We start from the raw sequence: 18,313 nt of genomic DNA, 5'->3' as shown, positions 1-18,313 counted from the left end.
GGCGGGTGACGAGCATGACTGATATTTCCGAGGTGCTGCCTGACGGCACCTTGCGTTTCCTGCCCAACCGTCTCAACCGCCAGCCGGTGATCGTGCTGGGTCTGACGGCTGACGAAATGTGGCTGTCGGTGGGTTTATCGCTGCTGGCCGGGATTGCGCTGGGCAGCGGCATTGCCGTACTGACCCAGAGCCTGGCGATGATCCCCACGGTGATCTTCGCCTGCATCGCCCTCGGTCTTGCCCTGGGCGGCAAGCTGTTGCGCCGCCTCAAGCGTGGCCGGCCGCAAACCTGGCTGTATCGACAATTGCAGTGGCACATCAGCCGGCACTGGCCGGTGCTGACCGCCTGGACCGGCGGTGCCGAGCTTATTACCCGCAGTGGCCGCTGGACAACCCGCAGGAGTAACTGCCCATGAGCCGCTTCAAGAATGAGGTCTCGCGCCTTGAGGCGCATGTGAAGTCATTGCGTGTGGTGCTCGGCATGTTGTTCGTGCTGGCCGGCGCGCTGGGTCTGGGCTGGTGGTCGGCCCCGCGGGATCTGACGGTGCATGTGCCGCCAGACCTGCGCTCCGGCAGTACCCGCAAGTGGTGGGAGATCCCTCCCGAAACGGTCTACACCTTCGGCTTCTACATCTTTCAACAGCTCAATCGCTGGCCCACTAACGGCGAGGAAGACTACGCGCGCAACCTGCAGCAGCTTCGTGCTTACCTCACCCCCAAATGCCAGACACTGCTGCAGGCAGAATTCGAACAACGCCGCTTGGGCGGAGAGCTGCGCAAGCGCACCCGTGGCGTTTACGAAATCCCTGAACGCGGCTACGGCGATGACCCTGGGTTTCGGGTCAAGACCTTGGGTCGCGATGCCTGGATCGTCAATCTGGACCTGACCGCCGATGAGTACTTCGGCTCCGAGAAGGTCAAGCGTGCCCTGGTGCGTTATCCCCTGCATGTGGTGCGCCTGGACGTCGACCCTGAACGCAACCCGTTTGGTCTGGCGCTGAACTGCTACAGCGGCAAGCCGCAGCGGATTGCGCCGGCAACGCCGACCCGCAGCATCGCCACTGACCTGGAAACCGATGTCGATGCCGAAGGAGAACAACCATGAAGTCGTTATTGGCCGCGCTGCCTCTGCTCTGCCTGTTGTCCCTGAATGCCAAGGCGCTGGAGATCGTTCAGTGGCAGCGCTTGCCCATTGCCGTCCTGCTGCAGGTCGGCCAGGAGCGTATCATTTTCGTTGATCGCAACGTGCGGGTCGGCATGCCTCGCTCGCTGAAAAACCAGCTGCGTGTGCAGAGCAATAGCGGCGCTCTTTACCTGCGGGCCAACGGCCTGATCGAGCCGACACGCCTGCAACTGCAAGATGTAAGCAACGGTGAAATCATCCTGCTGGATATCGCGGCGACAGAAGTTCCCAGCGACACCCCGGCCCTCGAACCGCTGAAGATCGTCAAGGCCGCGCCTGTTGAACCTGACGCCACTCAACCGGGAGACACTCAAGAGCAAAGGCCCGCGCAAACGCCTGTCCCGGTGGTCCTGACCCGCTACGCCGCACAAAACCTCTACGCGCCTTTACGCACGGTTGAACCTCTGTACGGCGTCACCCAGGCTCGTGTCGACCGGCATCTGAGCCTGCATAGCCTGCTGCCGACCCTACCTGTGCAGGCCTCGGTGCTCGGTGCCTGGCAACTGGACGACTTTCAGGTGACCGCCGTGCGCCTGCAGAACCGCTCGAGCAGCGCACTGCAACTGGATCCACGCCTGCTGCAGGGTGACTTTATCGCCGCCACCTTCCAGCACCGCAGCCTGGATGTTCAGGGCACTGCGGCCGACAGCACGGCGCTGTACCTGATCACCCGTGGTCACGACCTGGCCCAAGCGCTGCTGCCGGCCATGAGCCCGATCGACGCAACGTCCAACCTGCCCAACCCGCGAGAGCGTGCCCATGAAAAGTAATGGCCTGATCAAATGGCTGGTGCTGCCGCTGTTTGCCGTGTTGCTGGTAGTCATGCTGCGCTCCTGCTCCAGCGACTCATCCGAGGGTAACGAGCAAGGCAACGACCGTAACCTGTCGCCGGCCGAACTCAAACGCCTCGGCATTGAGGGCGACACGCCACTGGACACCGTCGCCACCTTGGTGGGCCAGACCAAATCCATGCGTGAAGAGCTCAAATCACTGCTGGCCGACAACGAAGTCCAGAAGGAAGAGAATGAACGCCTGAGACTGCGCGAAAGCGATGTCGACAAACGTATCCGCCAGGCACTGGAGGGTGAAAAGGAGCAGCTCAAAACCGATCGGCAGACGTTTCAGGAAGAAAAGCAAAACACCCTGAACCTGCTGGAACAACTCAAGCAACAGTTCGACACCCGAGCGCTTTCGCAGACACCCGACCTGCCCATCGGCCTGGGCCTGCAACCGGGCGATAACGAGGCTTTCGAGCAGGAAACGCTGATCTGGGTTGACCCGCAGGACGGCACCGCGGTCGACGCGCAAGGCAAGCCCGTGCCGGCCGGCTCGGGCAAACCGGCCGCCGGCTTTAACTTTCCCTCGGCCTTCACCGAGCGAATCGACGCAGGGCAACGCGAACTTAAAGCGGTGTCTGGCGCGATGGGCCGCAACATGAAGACCGACGGCGAAAAACCAGCCGCCAGACCGGTTTACACCTTACCGGAGAACTCGACCCTGATGGGTTCGGTGGCCATGACCGCACTGATCGGTCGGGTGCCGGTCGACGGCACGGTCAATGACCCCTTCCCGTTCAAGATCCTGATCGGCCCTGACAATCTGACCGCCAACGGCATCGACCTGCCCGACGTCGCCGGCGCGGTGATCAGCGGAAGCGCTGCCGGCGACTGGACCTTGTCTTGCGTGCGCGGCCAGGTACAGAGCATGACCTTCGTCTTCACTGACGGCCGGATCCGTACCGTGCCGCAACCACAGCCGGTAACCAATCGCCAAAGCAATAGCGGCCAAAGCGCGTCACAGATGGACAGGATTCAGGGCGGGATCGGCTGGATCAGCGACCCCAATGGCATTCCCTGCATCGCCGGGCTACGGCGTTCCAACGCTCAGCAGTACCTGGGCAGCAAGAGCCTGATCACCGCTGCCGGTGCTGGCGTGGCCAAGCTGCTGGAGGCCGAGCAAACCACCACCACGTCCGCCAACGGCACCTCAGTCACTGCCGGCAGCCCGGGCACATCGGCACTGAGCACCATCCTTTCCGGTGGCGTGAAAGACATCGGCGACTGGGTCAACAAACTCTATGGCCAGGCCTTCGCAGCCATCTATGTGCAACCCGGCGCACACGTTGCCGTGCACCTGGACCGGCAACTGGAAGTGGACTACGAGCCCGACGGGCGCAAAGTGAAATACACCTCAGGAGGCCGCCATGCATCTGCCCTCGACTAAATCCGTCTGCCTGTGGCTGCTTATGGCACTGCTGACAGGCTGCAGCACCGACAAGGATGAACTGATGCCGCCCGGTACAGGAACCATGCTCGATCACTGGAATGGCGCCACGGTTTCAGACAGCAGCTCATCCAGCCGGCTGCTGATGGACGCCCGGCAACAACTGCGCCGCCCGTTGCACGACACCGACACCCAACTGGCGAGCTACACCCGCACCGCCCAGAACGAGATCTACAGCCAGTTCAAACGCCTGCCCAATCCCGACCTGGTTCTATACGTATTTCCTCACCTGACCGGCAAAGACCCCGCGCCGATACCGGGTTACAGCACCGTATTCCCCTTCTACCAACGCGTGCAGTACGCCATGCCCGGCGAACGGATCGAGGACTATTGAATGACCCAGCCTGAACAACCCAACGTCTGGCAACGATACCTGAACAAACTCGCCGAACTCGGCATCGGCCAGCCCGGCCCCCACAGCAAACCGGCCACCAGCGCCGACGAGCACGCGCTGTACGATGCAGCACCCAGCTTCGTCGACCTGCTGCCGTGGGTGGAATACCTGCCCGAATCACAGTGCATGCTGCTGCAGGACGGTGAATCAGTGGCCGCGTTCTTTGAACTGAGCCAGATCGGCACCGAAGGCCGCCAGCCCGAGTGGCTGCGCACAGTGCGCGATACCGTGGAAAACGCCCTGCAGGACAGTTTTGAAGAGCTGGAGAACCAGCCGTGGATCGTGCAGTTCTACGCCCAGGACGAAATCAGTTGGGATCACTATCTCCAGCAACTGGCCAGCTACGTACAGCCTCGCGCCCAAGACTCAGACTTCACCCGCACCTACCAGGAGATGTTCGCCCGCCACCTGCAGGCCATCTCCAAACCCGGCGGCCTGTTCGAAGACAAGACCGTGACCCGCCTGCCCTGGCGCGGGCAATCACGCCGGGTGCGCATGGTTCTGTACCGCCACAGCAAAGGCACTCAAGGCCACAAGGGTCAGAGTGCCGAACAGATGCTCAATCTGGTATGTGATCGCCTGACCGGGGCACTGACCCATGCCGGCGTGCGCACGCAACGCATGGACGGCGGCCAGATCCACGACTGGCTGCTGCGCTGGTTCAACCCGCACCCCGACCTGCTCGGCCCGAGCGCAGAAGACCGCACGCGCTTCTACCAGGCGACCCGCTACCCAGAACCGGCCGACGCCGAGGAGTTCGAACTGGCCAGCGGCACTGACTTTTCCCAACGGCTGTTCTTCAACCAGCCCCGCTCAGACATCGAAAACGGCGTGTGGACGTTCGATAACAAGCCGCATCGCGTCATCACCCTGGACCGCCTGCGCAGCGCACCCGGAACCGGCCACCTGACCGGAGAAACCCAGAAAGGCAGTGACGCCATCAACGCGCTGTTCGACCAGATGCCCGAAGACACCGTGATGTGCCTGACCATGGTCATCACCCCGCAAGACATGCTGGAATCGCACCTCAACCTGTTGGCCAAGAAGTCCGTCGGCGACACCGTGGATTCCGAACAAACCCGCGAGGCGGTACAAGGCGCCCGCGCGCTGATCGGCAGCGCCCACAAGCTGTACCGCACCAGCCTGGCGTTCTACCTGCGTGGCGACGACCTCACGCAACTGGACAGCCGAACCCTGCACCTGACCAACGTGATGCTCAACGCCGGCCTGCAGCCGGTGCGTGACGACCATGAAGTTGCGCCGCTGAACAGCTACCTGCGCTGGCTGCCCTGTGTGTACAACCCCGGCGCGCGCAATGCGGACTGGTACACCCAGTTGATGTTCACCCAGCATGTCGCCAACCTGGCCCCGGTCTGGGGCCGCAGCCAAGGCACCGGCCACCCAGGCATCACCTTCTTCAACCGTGGCGGTGGCCCGATCACCATCGACCCGCTCAACCGCCTCGATCGGCAGATGAACGCCCACCTGTTCCTGTTCGGCCCGACCGGCTCCGGCAAGTCCGCCACCCTCAACAATATCCTCAACCAGGTCACCGCCATCTACCGGCCGCGCCTGTTCATCGTCGAGGCCGGCAACAGCTTTGGCCTGTTCGCCGAGTTCGCCAAACGCCACGGCCTGACCGTCAACCGCGTCAAATTGGCCCCCGGGTCCGGCGTCAGCCTGGCGCCCTTCGCGGACGCCTGCCGGCTGATCGAAACGCCCGGCAAGGTCAAGACCCTGGACACTGACGAGTTGGATGACCCCGATACCGAACCGGGCAACGACGAGGACGAACGCGACGTACTGGGCGAACTGGAGATCACCGCCCGCCTGATGATCACCGGCGGCGAAGAAAAAGAAGACGCCCGCATGACCCGCGCCGATCGCAGCCTGATCCGCCAGTGCATCCTCAACGCGGCCCAAACCTGCGTGACGCAACAGCGCCTTGTCCTGACCGAAGACATTCGCAACGCACTGCGCGACATGGGCCAGGACTCGACCTTGCCGGAGCCAAGACGCACCCGCCTGCTGGAAATGGCCGATGCCATGGACATGTTCTGCCAGGGCGCCGACGGCGACCTGTTCAACCGCGCCGGCAGCCCTTGGCCAGAGGTCGACATCACCATCGTCGACCTGGCCACCTACGCCCGTGAGGGCTACAACGCCCAGTTGTCGATCGCCTACATCTCGCTGATCAACACCGTGAACAACATCGCCGAGCGCGACCAGATGCTCGGCCGGCCGATCATCAATGTCACCGACGAAGGCCACATCATCACCAAAAACCCGCTGCTGTCGCCCTACGTGGTCAAGATCACCAAAATGTGGCGAAAACTCGGCGCCTGGTTCTGGCTCGCCACCCAAAACGTCGACGACCTGCCCAAAGCGGCCGAACCGATGCTGAACATGATCGAATGGTGGATCTGCCTGAACATGCCACCGGACGAAGTCGAGAAGATCGCGCGGTTTCGTGAGCTAAATGAATCGCAGAAAAAGCTGATGCTGTCAGCGCGCAAGGAATCGGGGAAGTTTACCGAGGGTGTGATTTTGTCCAAATCGGTTGAAGTGCTGTTTCGGGCCGTGCCGCCGAGCCTGTATCTGGCGATGGCCATGACTGAGCCAGAGGAAAAGGCCGAGCGGTTCAGAGTGATGAATGAGCTGGGGGTTGGGGAGCTGGATGCGGCGATTGAGATTGCGCGGCGGTTGGATATGGGTAGGGGTATGTAGGTTTCTGCTTGGGGAAAAAAGGGAGCGGAAGCGCAAACATTTTAAACGTGCAAATGGATTTGGTAGACCTACTCATCTAGTGCTGAAAGCGATCTGGATCCATAATGAGAAGACACTGCCGCTCCTTTCTCCAGAAGCGAAGTACATGTTGAAGAATCCAATTCCTGCACTTGAGTTTTATCTATGAATGACGAAGCCCTGATTTCGCACCTTCTAGAAATAGGGGAAGGCACCGTAGTTGACTACAAATACGAATATTCTCTTCGAGGCGCAAACCTGCGTGAAAAAGCTAACATCCTTAAAGATTTCCTCGCCTTCGCAAATACTCGCAAAACTACCCCTGTGTATATTCTTGTCGGAGTTAAAGACGGCACCCGAGAAATAGTAGGCATAGGACCACACGGTGACCAAGGTGATGCGGATATGCAGCAATTCTTGGTCAACAACGTCAATCGACCTATTAGTTTCTCGTACCGAACCGTAAATTACGCTCACAAAACCCTAGGTCTCTACACCATTGAGGCGCAGAACAGACCGTTCCATACCAAAAAAAATTTCGCTGGTTTGCTACCACACCAAGTTTATATCCGCCGCGGCTCTTCTAATGATACGGCTAGCCTAGATGAAATAGCGCGCATGGGCCTCGAAGATCTGGAGCTTAGATCAACCGAACCTCCTAAAATAAGCGTTATTCCAATTGACCTGACGGGCCAGCTAATGGAGTCAATTAATATTGACTATACCCAATACCTATTAGAGCGGAAATCCTATTATCCGAAACTGGGAAAAACTACCTGGTGGGACAAGAATGTGATGGGCGTAACGGAACCAATTAATGAGGACTACGTTTGGGAAAGAGCCCAGTTTATTCGAGAAAAAATGGCTTCCTTCGGCTTCAGGCTTGAGCTTAAGAACTTGTCTTCGGAGTCGGTTCAAGCACTTCGGGTCGAAATCAGTGTCCCTGCAGGTCCGGACGATTTTCGATTTTCAACCCGAGAAGGGCTCCGGTCGAGACCATTGCACAGAGCATGGACTGATTTTCCACACCCGGAGAGTGATATTGAGCCTACAGCAGTGAAAGCCAAATTAGGAAAAAATAAAGACACGCTTTCAGCGGTATTTGATGCAGATATAGTCAGGGCGGGCGAGGTACTTCAGACTGAAGAAATTTTTTTAGTTATGCCGCCCGAAAGCATGACCTGCATACAGATAAAATATCTCGCAGCAGAAATGTCTAGATCAGTATACTTGACGCTTCCAACCTCCATAAAGTCAGCGTATAAATCGTTGACCTTGGAAGTAATGAAAGATAAGAACAACCAACTCAAGGTTGATTGGCCTTACTGATAGACTGTTTAGCGTGTCTAGCCAGCCATGCACGCCATTTAAAATTTCGGCTTCGAAGACCGGACCGATCTTGTCTACGGCATAGGCGTTTGACCACTCGCAGCGCCCCCCTGAAGAGCTTACATGCCCGCGTGCCGGGCTGTTCACGGAAAATGGCACAAAAGCAGAAAGCCCTCCCCCGGTATGATCAATCGCGGGAGGCCTTCAGCCAGTGATCAGTCACCCGGATTATGCTTATGAATAGGCAACGTCGGGTGCTTCTTTTTATTTTCTTCAGTTACACGCCGCCTGCGATCATCTTGGCCATCTTCCCGCTTGGGCTTCGGACCTGGCTTGATATCAGTAAACATAAGTACTCCAATAATAGGTAATGTTGAGAAGCCTTAGAAAGGTAGCACATAGCCATAGATCCGCCTCTTTTCGCTCGAACACGTCATAGCCAGCGTCGAGCCAACCGACAGCGCCACTGAAAAAATACCCTCACCCCCAAAACCAGTTTCCCTACAGCAACCACCCCATCTCCCGCGCTCCACTGTATCCGTCACCCAAACACGGACACAGCCCCATGGCCATCTTGCGCTCCCCACTCACCTTCATCGTATCGATGCTCCTCAGCCTCACGCTTCACGCCGATACGCTCGTCATCACGGACAGCAACCATCCCACCCAACCAACCCCAGACTCAAAAATCATCCTTATCGACCAACCCTCAACTCTGGAGTCCAGCCTCTCAACCAACCTCCCTTCTGACCCACACCAAGCCCAAACCATAGCCCAGCAACGCCTAACCCCTGAGCTAACTGCGAAGATCACCCAAGCCCACCAAGAAGTTGTCACTGCCTGGAGCCTGGGCATCACCAAGATCCCTGCCGTTGTGGTCGATCAGAAATACGTCGTCTACGGCGAACCCGACGTGCAACGCGCGCTGGCTCTGATTGCCAGGCATCGCGAGCAGGTGCCTCAGCCATGAGCCTGCAGAGCCTGCATCACCTTGCAAAGCGTGCCCTACCCCTTCTGCTCTTTGCCTCTGCGCCTGCCTGGGCGCTGACGACGGCGACCATCGTGCCCACAGTGATGTCGCCCACGTGTATGGACTACCGGGTCGTCGGTGTTTGCTACTGGCTGTTCTGCACCAACTTCGGCTGCCAGGTGAAAACTTCGGCCAAGGTCGGGCACTACGTGCCGGATGCGGTGGTGTCGAGCTATTCCGCTACTGGCCAGAACCCGTGGCTGGAGGTGCGCAGCCTCAGCGCGCCGACTGCGGGTGCGCACAGCGGTGGGGCTGGTATCAACAGCGAAGCGCATGAAAACAACATGGCGGTGTTCAAGAACGTCGACGTGATCGGCCATCCGGGCGGTGAGGCGTTCAGCTCGTTTGCCAGCGGCTCGGGCTACGTGTGTGCCGGCGCCGGCAAAGCCTATGTGCCGAGCATGCTCAGCACACTGGATACCTTGGCCTGGCGGCACGGCATTCCCGAGAGCGTGTTCCCCCAGTCGCTGACGCCGGGCCTGCGTGAGGTGGGTAATCGGCTGACCGCGACGATGTGGGGCAGCGTGTATCCGCGCAGCGGTTTCCTGCACCAGGTGGATGACTACAAGGCTTCGGCGGTGACTGCACAGCGTGCCGGGGATGTGGTCACGCGTATGGGTCAGGTTCATGTGTATCAACCGCTATTGGCGATGCGCTCGCCCGGGTATTGGCCGGCCGGTGAGTTGCGCGAAGGCGAGATCCGCACCGGCAAGTGGCAGCAATTGTCGCCGGTTACCAGCCCGAGTTGCTCGGTGTTTCCAGAAGTCATGCCTGGCTTGCGGATGCAGTCCCAGGACGGCGGTTACGCCTGGGCGCTGTGGCGTCCCTACAGCTGTTGCAAACGTGAAGGCCAGACCTTCCTGGGCAGCACTGGCGTTTATTGACCCTATTTCCAGAGGTTTCATATGAGCAGAACACTTTCATTCTGGCGCTGCGCCAGCCTGCTGCTATGCCTGCATGCCGTGCAGGCACAGGCAGACCCTATAAATGTCGAAGCGGCCGGTTCGGTGATCGGCGATGACGTGCTGTACCGCATTGGCGGCGGCAACGCAGTATCGATGGGCACCGTCGGGACCATGCAGAGTCTGGGCGTGGGGGTTGGCTGGAACAGCAACCTGATGTGCGGAAAGATGGACCTGTCGACCACTCTGCAGAACCAGTTGAACGGGGTCACCGACGGCTTCAACAACATCATGAGCAGTGTGATTCAGGGCGCCACTGGTGCTGTGGCTTCGCTGCCGGCGTTGATCATCCAGCGCGCCGACCCGGCCTTGTACAACCTGCTGACCAATGGCGTGCTGCAGGCGCGTCTGGACTTCGATCGGGCCAAGACCAGTTGCCAGGCCATGGCGGCGAAGATGATGGACATTGGTGGCAACCAGACCGGCTGGAGCGCTTTGGCCGGTGGCCAGGCATTGAAGGAAGCGGTCAGCCAGAGCCCGGACGCCATCTCGGCCACCAAGACCGCAGAGGCCGACAAGGGTAATACCGGCGTGCCGTGGATTGGCGGCACTAAAGCCGGAGGCCAAGGCCAGCAGCCGATCAAGGTTATCGGCGAAGTGACCAAGGCCGGCTACAACCTGTTGAGCCAGCGCAGCCCTACCGACAACGCACCGATCAGTACCAGTACCTGCAACGGCGGTATGGTCTGCAGCACCTGGAAAAGCCCCGAAGAAGCCGCTCAGTTCGCCAACCGGGTGTTGGGTGAAGTAGAGCAACAGACCTGCGAAACCTGCACCAAGACCACTTCAACGGCCGGCGTGGGCCTGACACCGCTGATTCAGGAGGAGTACGACGCCAAGCTCAAGCAGCTCAAGGAGTTGATCCAGGGCAGCAAGCCACTCACCGCTGAGAACCTGGCCGAAGCCAGCAGTAATTCGCTGCCTATCACCCGTGCGGTGATCAACGCCCTGCGCGACGAGCCCGATCAGGAATTGCTGGTCCAGCGCCTGGCTTCCGAGGTGGCGGTCTCCAGCGTGCTGGAAAAAGCCCTGCTGTTGCAGCGCACCCTGCTCGCCGGCAACAAGGAACCCAATGTCTCGGCCAACGACCTGGCCACATCGGCGATCAACAGCGAGACCCAGAGCCTGAAGCTGGAGATCGACAACCTCAAAACCGAGGTGGAACTGCGCCGCACCCTGGCGAGCAATTCACCGATGGCAATCATCACGCGCCATAAAGAGCGCAAGGAAAACTCCCGCAGCATCTACGAAGGCGAGACCGAGCTTAATCGCCTGGATGACGCACAGAGTGCCTCCGGGCAGCGAGGTGACCTGTGAGGATCTTCAGTCGCATCAAACGCTCCACCCTCTGGCGAGCCATCGGCCTGTCTATTGGCACTCTAGCCATCGCCACCTTCATCAATCTGTTTGGCATCCACCTGCTGGGCGGCCTGGCGCAGTGGGAACAGTGGCTGCATGAAAGCTACTGGTACTTCTTCGCTTGGCGGGTGCTGCTGTATGCCGCGCTGGTTTGGGGCTGGCTCTGGGCACGGCCGCGGATTCTGCGTCGTGAGGCAACCACCTCTGCGCAACTGCGCCGCGCCGAACTGACCCTGGCCGCCGCCGTGCTGCTGATGGAATTCACCCGTGCCCTCCCGCACCTGAGCTAGGAAGCTGCTATGACACTCTACGCCAATGACTATCTGGAATATTACCTGACCCTGGTGGGCTGGCTGATCCACAACGGCCTGTGGAACGTGATGATGGACGCCGGCCTGTTGGCCCTGCCCTTTGCCGCCATCATCCTGCAGGAATGGCTCAAGGCTCGCGGTGAAGGCGCCGACGAAGGCAACAAGGGCATACTCTCGACCACACGTATCGAGAACCGCATGTTCGTGGCCTCGGCGGTGATCCTGTTCGCCGGCATGCCGATCATGAACCTCAGCCTGAGCACCCTGAAGTTCGACGACACACGGGCGCAGCAATGCCAGGTGCAGATTGCCCAGCCACAAGACACGCGCTGGGGCACGACCTTCACCACCCTCAACGACCAGAGCGCCAAAGTGCCGGTGTGGTGGTTCCTGGTACATGGCCTGTCCAAAGCGGTGACCGGCGCAGCCGTGGCCTCGATCCCCTGCGGTACCGACCTGCGCCAGATGCGCATGGAAGTCAGCACCACGAGGATCAAAAATCCGCTGCTCGCCCAGGAAGTCGCCGACTTCACCAACGACTGCTACGCCTACTCCCGGGCCAGACTGTTCATGAAGCGCCCGCCACTGGACGCGAAACTGATGAACGACATCAACTGGATCGGTTCCAGCTACTTCCACAACCAGACGGGCTACTACGACACCGACTACTCACGCAGCCCACGGGCGCAATGGCCATACGACCCGGTACGCGATGCCGGGCTGGCACAGGTCAAGAACGGCGGTGGCTACCCCACCTGCAACCAGTGGTGGTCGGATGCCAACAAAGGATTACGCGCGCGGCTGCTGGAGCAGATCAAACCTGATCTGACCGAGCGCTTCGTTAGCTGGGCCACGTTCATGAGCCCGCAGGAAGTGGGTGATGCGCTGATTCGGGAGATATCCTCGCCCCGGGCGCAGCGGTTGACTCAGGGGCAGGTGTATACCGATTACGGGGGTCAGGTGGGTGGGTCGATGTTTAATGATATGAGCCGGGCAGCGGGCACGGTCGGTCTTGGGGCGGGATCCTTGGCTTATTTTCCGGGAATGGATGTCGTGCGTCAGGCACTCCCCATGGTGATGGCTCTGCTGAAAATGACCCTGATCATCTGCATTCCACTGGTTTTAATGCTCAGTACTTTCGATCTGAAATCAGTAGTGACGGTCTCGATTATCCAGTTTGCGCTGATCTTCGTGGACTTCTGGTTCCAGCTCGCACGCTGGCTGGACACTACGATTCTCAACGCACTTTATGGCGCAAGCTCACCGCACGGCACCTTGAATCCGCTGCTGGGGATGAACAACACCCAGCAGGACATGTTGCTGAATTACGTGATGGGCGCGATGTTCATCGTCTTGCCCGTATTTTGGGTTGGAGCGTTAAGTTGGGCTGGAATCAGTACAGGCCCGGTACTAGCAGGGTTGATGCAAGGCACAGAAGGCGCTCGATCAGAAGGTAGTAAGGGAGCCGGAGTGATGAAATCAATCAGTGAAAAAGCCATGAAAAAGTAATGTCTTAGTAGCGGATGACGACCATCAAAAATACTCGTCATCCGTTATCGTCGTGTGCCCCACCGTCAATTCGATACGCGCCACAATAATAGCCGAAGCCTTCGTGACCGTACCTCCATCCGTCGTCATTGGTCCTGACCTCAACTACGGGAACATATAGTAACGACGCCCTTACAAACCAAAAAACAACAGCGGCAACAGATACCCAGTAGGAAACATAACAGAAAGCTACCAGACAGGTCAGCCTGATGCCCCAGAGTACGGTTTGACACACTATGACGTTGAGGTTTTTGCGCTTGAGCCACCCATGCAGCTTATTTTCAACCCGAGTATAGACACGCAACAGCCAGCCCAGAACAAACCCCAAGCGCCAGAACCAGGTCCTACCTCTTTTGACCTTGGTCATATTTTATCCCCGCCTAATTGATCCGGTGTCAGGAGACCACAGTCTACTTGGGCTCGCTATCGGCCGATTCTCTATATCAAGCGGGAAACTTCCGAAAATTCCTTTACGTTTTCAACAGCCGTAGCTCATGCAGCCCAGCGAATCCTCTTGCTGCTACTGCACGTCGTTGGTCGCAGCCTCAAGCACATCAGGTACCGCAGGTAAAACCTGCCCTCGATCATGCCGCCCAAAACCGAACTTGAGTCATCAGCAGTCCAACTTTCACGGGACACTCCCTTGAGCTATCATCGGGCGACATGGGCTAACGAAACTATTCAAATCCCCTTTGTAAGACTGCCTGATAAAACTGGAGAAAATGTGGAATACCAGCGAGCTAGACTTCAGTACCAATACACCAAGCTTCGTCCAATTCGCGAAGGCATCTTTCCCCAATTCGGAGGAAACACTGAATTCGAACTATTTTCTTTCTTTGAAATCTGCTACCACCTAAAAGACTGGATTAAAGAAAGCTCAGAATATCCCTCTCTCAGCGATGTTGAAGCCTTTATAAATACCAGCCCAGCGCTCAGAGTCTGCGCCGACATATGTAATACGCTGAAACATGGAAAACTAAGAAAAAGTAGAAGTCAGTCAAAGCTAGGCGTATTCAAGCTTAAGTCTACAACCACAATTTATCCTTATCCAGGAGGAGCATCACAGAGCCTCGATGAGGCAAAAATATTGACAGAGCGTGGCGATGAATGCTGCTTTGCTTTGGCTGAAGAGTGTATGAGTGAGTGGGAGCGCTATTTTCAAGAAAATGCGGTCTTAAACATACCCAACTGATCCTTAACTAACAACCACCCTCATCTTGGCAGATGGCAACTGTTCACAGACGTCTGCTTGCCCCCAAGATCCACTTGAAACCCCGCAACCACCTCCTGATTCCACTGGAATCAAAAAAACGGCGCCCTCCCGCAAGGAAAGGCGCCGCTAAGTCAAGCAACCAAAGCCACCCGCCGCGATACCTCCAACCATTTCAGCTTGCTACCAACCATCACCGCCAACGCCTCAAACGCCGCAAAGATCACCGACTGCCCCAAGATCTCATGAGCCGTGGTGTCAGAAACACCCTGAACCAGCTCAACCGGAATGGTCTTGACCCTTGCATGCTCGGCCACGGTCAGTAGCCGGCTCAGGCCAGGATCGGTCGGGTGCTGAATGAATGGCTCGGTCGAGCGTGCCTTGGCATACCCTCGTCCGATGCATCCGCAGCCAAGCGCTTGCGCGGTGAGTAGCTGACGACGAAAGCCTTTGCCGCTGGCCATGTCGCGCTGCTCCTTGAGTTGCAGGTAGTCGTATGGCTTCCAGCTCTCGTGGTCGGGCGCTACGTTGTCCAGCACTTCGGCCAGGGTCGCTTCCTTGGTGCGCAGTGGCAGCAGGTCTTGCTGCTCAAGTGAGTCGAACACACCCTCTGTGTAGGCCACGACTGCCATCCGTGATCGGTTTTCCAGTGCACCAAAAGTGTTGCCGTCGAGTATGCACTCGAACAGCCGATACCCCAGCGCGCCCAGTACCGAGCGGATGACCATCATGGAGGTGCTGGTCAGGTAGTCAGGGACATTTTCCAGAATGGCCATGGCCGGGTTGCAGTAGCGCACGAAGTCCAGAAAGTCGACGAACAATGCGCCGGCCGTGGGGTGGTCTTCTGTTGCGAGCAGTTTGTTTTTCGCCTTGCCAGACCTCGACGCTCCCGTGCAGGGAATGCCGGCGATGACCAGGTCGCACAGGGGTATGTCGTCGCCACGTCTGATGTCGCGAATGTCCGAACAGATAGCGAATGAGTCCTCCCGCCAGAGCATCGGATTGTTGCGCAGGCTGGCGTCCAGGTACGGTTCTTCGAGCTCGATGCCGATACGTGTGTAGCAGTCGATACCTTGCCTGGCCAGGCCGGAGTGAATCGCCCGGTCCAGTACGCCGCCGCCATGAAACAGACTGCACACCGCCAAGGGCTCGCCAGTCTGCAGTTTGTGTCGCAGTCGGGACAGGCGCTCAGTCACCCGCTCGTCCCGATCGATGGCGGTGACAGCAATACGACCGAGTCGGATCACTATCCGGACTTTTTCAGCGGTGGTGAATAACTGCCGCAGCAGCTCACTACGGATTTCCAGTAGCGGGGTGATGATGCCGTGGCGCTCTCGTTTCGAGACGGTAACCATGCGCGCAGAGTCGGCGCTGCTGTCCAGTGGGACCAGTTCGAGACGGGCGCGTTTTTCGGCGACTTGCAGTGAGTATCGGGCACCGATCTTGATGCCGGCCTTGAGCAGCTTGTGGCCTTCCAGCCAGATGCGCGCAACGCCGCGGGACTCACCTATTTTCGAGGTGATCAACGTAGTGAAGGTTTTCATGGTGCTCTCCAGAACGGGAAGCACCCCCGATGGGAGTAGTTCCCATGGGGTAGAAGTGAGTTCAGATGCAACCATCGACAGGTATTGAGCCGATCGTCCGCGCTGCCGGTTACTGGGCGGACTTTGGGGTGTGGATCGACGCAGGTGACTGCGCTTTAGCCTGAGATCCAGCTACAAGGGTGCTGACAAGGTCAGCCGTTTTGCAGCACCAGGTTGCTCAATGAGTCAGGGGCTGTCAACGGTTGGCGGAGGTGGGATCGTCGGTCATTGAACCAGCGCACGAAGCTGGTCAGTTACGCTTTGCCAGAAAGTCCTCAACTTTGAGTTGGGCTTCAAGGTTCAGTCAGGCCTCTGTGGCTATAACCTGCGCCAGTGCTTCAGCAGCCTCAGCCCGACCCGAGTCAAGCTCCACCAGATCCTTGGCCACCGCCCTCTTCACCTCCAGCATCGCCCAGAGCTGCTGATCAATGGTGTCTTCCAGCATCGGAATTTTCACCACCACCAGCCGCAATTGCCCGTTTCGGTAGGCGCGGTCTTCGGCTTGATCTTGCAGCGCGGGCGTCCACGGCAGGCTGGCAAAGATCACGTAGTTGGCGGCGGTCAGGTTGTTGCCGGTACCGGCGGCCGATGTGGTGCCGATGAATACTCGGGTATCTGCTTCGTTCTGAAATCGGTCGATGACTTTCTGCCGCTTGGTAAATGAGTCACTGCCGATCAGGGTCACCGCGTCGATGCCCAGCCGTTGGCATTCATCGCGCAGGGTAAACACGCTATCCTTGAATTCGCAGAAGATGATGACCTTGTCCTCGATGTCCAGCTCCTGGACCATCTGCAGCACGCTGGCCAGCTTGAAGCGCTCCAGCAAGATGCGCAGTTTGCCGATCCGTGCCAGGGCGGATTCGCTGCCGTTGTAGATCGCGTCGTACTGCTCACGCTGTTCGGCACTCATCGCCAGTGACAGGGTTTGCCGTTGCTTGCCTTTGAGCTGGGTCAGGACATCCTTGCGACGGCGCAGCATCCAGTCCGAGAGCTGGGCGCGCAATGCCTGTCTGAATTCGGTACTGCCGGTGAATTGCTTACAGAACGCCTTCAAAGGCATTTGCCCGATCGCATGGCCAGAAAGGCGCAGCAGGGTGTGCAGCTCGATCTCGCGGTTCAACACAGGTGTACCGGTCAGCAGGTAACGGTTCGGGACCTGAGCGGCAATGTCGAAGGCATGGCGGGTCCAGAGCGCGGTGGGCTCCTTGAGCCGATGGGCTTCGTCGATCACCAGCACGGCAAACTGCCCCGCCGTCTGCAGGTACTCGCCCAGCCGCTCGTAGTTGACCAGTACCCATTGTGCCTCGCTGTCGAAGCGCTGCCGGGCGATGCGGGCCTGCGGGTTGACCGCCAGAATCTCCCGCTCCCAGTTGATGATCAGGCTGAGCAAGCAGACCACCATGATCGGGCGACCGGCTGCCTGAACCTCGGCCGCGACCACCGCCTGACGGGTTTTACCCAGACCCATGTCATCAGCGAGCAAAGCGCTGTTGCGCAGCAGCAGATGCCTGACCCCGGCGTGCTGATAGTCATAGAGTGAATACTCCTGCAACGCCTCGGCAATGCGGGCCTCGGTCCACGGGGTACGCTCGATACCCGAGACGCTGGCGAGAAACAGGTCCTTGGCGCCCTCGCCCTCCTCGCGCGCAGGATCGGCCTCCGGAAACTCACCGCCAACCCGAATACCGTCACTGCTGCGAACCGAGCTCAGTGAACCGTCGCTATGCAGTTCCTGAACCGTGTTGAGCACTTCGATCTGCTCATCGGCAAAGCCCAGTTCCTCGATGAGGTTGAGCTTGACCACTTCGGCGCTACTCGCCAGCTTCCAGGCGCGCATCTGCGACAGGTAGATGCCGCCCATGCGTTTGTAAACAGCGACCACGCCCGGATGGTAATCACCGCTGGCCAACACTCCGCCTTCCAGTAACGGCGCCAGACGCAGGTGCATGCCCCATGTGAACGCAGCGGAATCCCGCTGGGCGCGCGCCGCATCGAGTTTGGCGATAAAACTCGCGGCCGTCTCCCGCAGATCGGTCGCTGCCAACGCCTTGAGTTCGGCAAACAGGCTTTCGGGGTCGTGATGGAGGTGATGTTTGGGAATCCGCCAGGCCCGATACAGCGGGTGCTCACTGCGGCGAATGTAAAAGCCCTGGCGGGCCAGCAACACCTTGTTGCCGCCCTCCAGGTAAGTGAGCAGCAGTCCGTAATCGTAACCGTCATACACCGCGGCCTTGAGCAGGCTGGGTGCGGAGCGCTTCAGAAGTGTGCTCATTCACGAGTTACCGCGAACCGGCCGCGCGAGGTGATTCCACTGGAATCACCCCCACGACAGAATGGCCTGATTCCACTGGAATCACCTGCCAACATCCGCTTCAT

Annotated in this window: 17 protein-coding genes; 13 read left to right on the top strand and 4 right to left on the bottom strand. The window is 58.8% G+C overall.

Features of this window, described 5'->3' with window-relative positions; translation table 11 throughout:
- Window positions 1-14 precede the first annotated feature (14 nt).
- The 7 genes from NRB16_RS02100 (at window position 15) to NRB16_RS02070 (ending at window position 7,934) form a co-directional block, all read left to right on the top strand.
- Complete coding sequence (locus tag NRB16_RS02100; protein WP_257105348.1) at window positions 15-416, top strand: TIGR03750 family conjugal transfer protein; 402 nt, start codon at window positions 15-17, stop codon at window positions 414-416.
- Window positions 413-1,105 (top strand): PFL_4703 family integrating conjugative element protein, encoded by a 693-nt coding sequence (locus NRB16_RS02095; RefSeq protein ID WP_257105347.1) that lies wholly within the window; start codon window positions 413-415, stop codon window positions 1,103-1,105. The genes NRB16_RS02100 and NRB16_RS02095 overlap by 4 nt, the downstream gene beginning before the upstream one ends.
- Window positions 1,102-1,953, top strand: coding sequence for a TIGR03749 family integrating conjugative element protein (locus NRB16_RS02090; protein ID WP_257105346.1), 852 nt, complete (start codon window positions 1,102-1,104; stop codon window positions 1,951-1,953). Before NRB16_RS02095 ends, NRB16_RS02090 begins: the two co-directional genes overlap by 4 nt.
- On the top strand, window positions 1,943-3,406 hold the full coding sequence (locus NRB16_RS02085) for a TIGR03752 family integrating conjugative element protein (RefSeq protein WP_257105345.1): 1,464 nt from the start codon (window positions 1,943-1,945) through the stop codon (window positions 3,404-3,406). Before NRB16_RS02090 ends, NRB16_RS02085 begins: the two co-directional genes overlap by 11 nt.
- Window positions 3,387-3,800 (top strand): TIGR03751 family conjugal transfer lipoprotein, encoded by a 414-nt coding sequence (locus NRB16_RS02080; protein WP_253116069.1) that lies wholly within the window; start codon window positions 3,387-3,389, stop codon window positions 3,798-3,800. The genes NRB16_RS02085 and NRB16_RS02080 overlap by 20 nt, the downstream gene beginning before the upstream one ends.
- A complete protein-coding gene (locus tag NRB16_RS02075) occupies window positions 3,801-6,587 on the top strand; it encodes a conjugative transfer ATPase (RefSeq protein WP_257105344.1) in 2,787 nt (928 codons plus the stop codon).
- 183 nt (window positions 6,588-6,770) lie between these two features.
- Window positions 6,771-7,934, top strand: coding sequence for a helix-turn-helix domain-containing protein (locus tag NRB16_RS02070; protein WP_257105343.1), 1,164 nt, complete (start codon window positions 6,771-6,773; stop codon window positions 7,932-7,934).
- Between the two features lie 215 nt (window positions 7,935-8,149).
- On the opposite strand, the gene NRB16_RS02065 is transcribed toward NRB16_RS02070, so the two are convergent.
- A complete protein-coding gene (locus tag NRB16_RS02065) occupies window positions 8,150-8,284 on the bottom strand; it encodes a hypothetical protein (protein WP_257105342.1) in 135 nt (44 codons plus the stop codon).
- 215 nt (window positions 8,285-8,499) lie between these two features.
- Here NRB16_RS02065 and NRB16_RS02060 point away from each other — a divergent pair, with 215 nt between their 5' ends.
- Genes NRB16_RS02060 through NRB16_RS02040 form a run of 5 tightly spaced genes read left to right on the top strand, consistent with a single transcriptional unit; the run spans window position 8,500 to window position 13,105 of the window.
- On the top strand, window positions 8,500-8,904 hold the full coding sequence (locus tag NRB16_RS02060; protein ID WP_257105341.1) for a TIGR03757 family integrating conjugative element protein: 405 nt from the start codon (window positions 8,500-8,502) through the stop codon (window positions 8,902-8,904).
- Window positions 8,901-9,848, top strand: a complete 948-nt coding sequence (locus tag NRB16_RS02055; protein ID WP_257105340.1) for a TIGR03756 family integrating conjugative element protein — start codon at window positions 8,901-8,903, stop codon at window positions 9,846-9,848. Before NRB16_RS02060 ends, NRB16_RS02055 begins: the two co-directional genes overlap by 4 nt.
- 21 nt (window positions 9,849-9,869) lie before the next feature.
- Window positions 9,870-11,243, top strand: coding sequence for an integrating conjugative element protein (locus tag NRB16_RS02050; protein ID WP_257105339.1), 1,374 nt, complete (start codon window positions 9,870-9,872; stop codon window positions 11,241-11,243).
- Window positions 11,240-11,575, top strand: coding sequence for a hypothetical protein (locus NRB16_RS02045; protein WP_253116105.1), 336 nt, complete (start codon window positions 11,240-11,242; stop codon window positions 11,573-11,575). Before NRB16_RS02050 ends, NRB16_RS02045 begins: the two co-directional genes overlap by 4 nt.
- 9 nt (window positions 11,576-11,584) lie before the next feature.
- Window positions 11,585-13,105 (top strand): conjugal transfer protein TraG N-terminal domain-containing protein, encoded by a 1,521-nt coding sequence (locus NRB16_RS02040; RefSeq protein WP_257105338.1) that lies wholly within the window; start codon window positions 11,585-11,587, stop codon window positions 13,103-13,105.
- A 37-nt stretch (window positions 13,106-13,142) separates the two neighbouring features.
- Here the strand turns inward: NRB16_RS02040 and NRB16_RS29530 are convergent, their stop codons facing one another.
- Window positions 13,143-13,511: a DUF3742 family protein gene (locus NRB16_RS29530; protein WP_373568418.1), complete on the bottom strand. Its 369-nt coding sequence runs from the start codon at window positions 13,509-13,511 to the stop codon at window positions 13,143-13,145.
- A gap of 276 nt (window positions 13,512-13,787) precedes the next feature.
- Here NRB16_RS29530 and NRB16_RS02035 point away from each other — a divergent pair, with 276 nt between their 5' ends.
- Window positions 13,788-14,336 carry a hypothetical protein gene (locus tag NRB16_RS02035; protein WP_257105337.1) on the top strand — a complete coding sequence of 183 codons (549 nt, stop codon included), beginning with the start codon at window positions 13,788-13,790 and terminating at the stop codon, window positions 14,334-14,336.
- A 152-nt stretch (window positions 14,337-14,488) separates the two neighbouring features.
- Here the strand turns inward: NRB16_RS02035 and NRB16_RS02030 are convergent, their stop codons facing one another.
- On the bottom strand, window positions 14,489-15,898 hold the full coding sequence (locus NRB16_RS02030; RefSeq protein ID WP_257105336.1) for a DNA cytosine methyltransferase: 1,410 nt from the start codon (window positions 15,896-15,898) through the stop codon (window positions 14,489-14,491).
- Window positions 15,899-16,241: 343 nt separating this feature from the next.
- Complete coding sequence (locus NRB16_RS02025; RefSeq protein ID WP_257105335.1) at window positions 16,242-18,209, bottom strand: DEAD/DEAH box helicase; 1,968 nt, start codon at window positions 18,207-18,209, stop codon at window positions 16,242-16,244.
- Window positions 18,210-18,313 lie beyond the last annotated feature (104 nt).

The sequence above is a fragment of the Pseudomonas sp. LJDD11 genome, from assembly GCF_024584215.1.
Lineage (GTDB): Bacteria > Pseudomonadota > Gammaproteobacteria > Pseudomonadales > Pseudomonadaceae > Aquipseudomonas.
This window is presented reverse-complemented; position numbering and strand designations above follow the sequence as displayed.

Excerpts from the sequence above, each read along its gene's own strand:
- NRB16_RS02060 (WP_257105341.1), top strand. The coding sequence starts at position 8,500 with ATGGCCATCTTGCGCTCCCCACTCACCTTCATCGTATCGATGCTCCTC.
- NRB16_RS02040 (WP_257105338.1), top strand. The coding sequence starts at position 11,585 with ATGACACTCTACGCCAATGACTATCTGGAATATTACCTGACCCTGGTG.
- NRB16_RS02030 (WP_257105336.1), bottom strand. The coding sequence starts at position 15,898 with ATGAAAACCTTCACTACGTTGATCACCTCGAAAATAGGTGAGTCCCGC.
- NRB16_RS02095 (WP_257105347.1), top strand. The coding sequence starts at position 413 with ATGAGCCGCTTCAAGAATGAGGTCTCGCGCCTTGAGGCGCATGTGAAG.
- NRB16_RS02050 (WP_257105339.1), top strand. The coding sequence starts at position 9,870 with ATGAGCAGAACACTTTCATTCTGGCGCTGCGCCAGCCTGCTGCTATGC.
- NRB16_RS02055 (WP_257105340.1), top strand. The coding sequence starts at position 8,901 with ATGAGCCTGCAGAGCCTGCATCACCTTGCAAAGCGTGCCCTACCCCTT.
- NRB16_RS02065 (WP_257105342.1), bottom strand. The coding sequence starts at position 8,284 with ATGTTTACTGATATCAAGCCAGGTCCGAAGCCCAAGCGGGAAGATGGC.
- NRB16_RS02075 (WP_257105344.1), top strand. The coding sequence starts at position 3,801 with ATGACCCAGCCTGAACAACCCAACGTCTGGCAACGATACCTGAACAAA.
- NRB16_RS02100 (WP_257105348.1), top strand. The coding sequence starts at position 15 with ATGACTGATATTTCCGAGGTGCTGCCTGACGGCACCTTGCGTTTCCTG.
- NRB16_RS02070 (WP_257105343.1), top strand. The coding sequence starts at position 6,771 with ATGAATGACGAAGCCCTGATTTCGCACCTTCTAGAAATAGGGGAAGGC.
- NRB16_RS02080 (WP_253116069.1), top strand. The coding sequence starts at position 3,387 with ATGCATCTGCCCTCGACTAAATCCGTCTGCCTGTGGCTGCTTATGGCA.
- NRB16_RS29530 (WP_373568418.1), bottom strand. The coding sequence starts at position 13,511 with ATGACCAAGGTCAAAAGAGGTAGGACCTGGTTCTGGCGCTTGGGGTTT.
- NRB16_RS02085 (WP_257105345.1), top strand. The coding sequence starts at position 1,943 with ATGAAAAGTAATGGCCTGATCAAATGGCTGGTGCTGCCGCTGTTTGCC.
- NRB16_RS02090 (WP_257105346.1), top strand. The coding sequence starts at position 1,102 with ATGAAGTCGTTATTGGCCGCGCTGCCTCTGCTCTGCCTGTTGTCCCTG.
- NRB16_RS02025 (WP_257105335.1), bottom strand. The coding sequence starts at position 18,209 with ATGAGCACACTTCTGAAGCGCTCCGCACCCAGCCTGCTCAAGGCCGCG.